Below are 1,010 nucleotides of genomic sequence, written 5' to 3'. Positions count from 1 at the left end.
CACCGCCTGGCCCGCCCGGGGCGACCGCACCGGCGACCGGGCCCTGCTCGGCCGCGCCCTCGCCGCCTGGGACGGCGCCGCCCCTGGCACCGGACCCACCGGCCGCGAACCCGCCGGCCTCGAACCCGGCACCGCCGCCGGCCCGCCCGCCGCACCCCCGCAACTGCTCTACGCCGGCAGCGTCGACGGCGACGAGGTCGTGCTGCTCTCCGACGGCGGCCGGATCGCCCGCTGGACGGACGGCCGCGGCCTGCAGCTCGCCCGCGCCGACGACTCCGACGTCACCACCGCCGCCGCGCTGGTGCTGCACCGCACCGGCGACGCCGTCCGCTACCTGCTCGCCCCCTGGATCTCCGAGGCCTCGCTGCGCAGCCTCCGCGCCCCCGACACACCCGCCCGCCCGCTCGGCCGGAGGGACGGCGTCACCGACCCGGTGCCCGCACCCCCGACGGACGGCTGCCAGGACCTCACCGCCCTGCAACTGCGCTCCTCCCGCGAGGTCGCCGAGAACCACGCCTTCCTGCTCGCCGACCTCGGCGGCCTCGCCCCCGCCCACCTCACCTACACCCCGCCGCCCACCACCGGGGCCGCCCGCGCACCCCGCGAGGCCACCGGGAGCGAGGCGCTGACCACCTGGGCCCGCACCGTCTGCGCGATCCCGGAGCGCACCCCCGGGGTGAAGGCGCTGAACGCCTGGGCCTTCGCCGTCCAGTCGCTGCCCCAGCGGGCCGGCACCGCCACCTGGGTCTGCCTGCGCACCGACCGCTGGAACGGCACCGGCTCCGCCGCCACCGAACTGCTGCTGCCCGGCGCCGCCGAACCGGCCAGGACCGGCTACGCCGAGGGCCGCGGCTGCAGCCGCTTCGACCAGGACACCGTGGCCTGGAGCCGGTGGCGTGCCCCCGACGGGCACGACCTGCTGCTCGCCGCCGCCAGCCGCCGCGTCGTCAGTCTCACCGTCCACGAGCCGGGCGCCGCCGACCGCTCCGTCCGCGACCGCACCCTGGCGG

At 79.3% G+C, this 1,010-nt stretch carries 1 pseudogene; it reads left to right on the top strand.

Annotated features, from left to right (window positions below):
* Positions 1–1,010: pseudogene (locus ABZ641_RS39430) on the top strand (hypothetical protein); the annotation flags it as partial.

It is taken from the genome of Kitasatospora sp. NPDC007106 (assembly GCF_040634455.1).
GTDB classification, from domain to species: domain Bacteria; phylum Actinomycetota; class Actinomycetes; order Streptomycetales; family Streptomycetaceae; genus Kitasatospora; species Kitasatospora arboriphila.
This window is presented reverse-complemented; position numbering and strand designations above follow the sequence as displayed.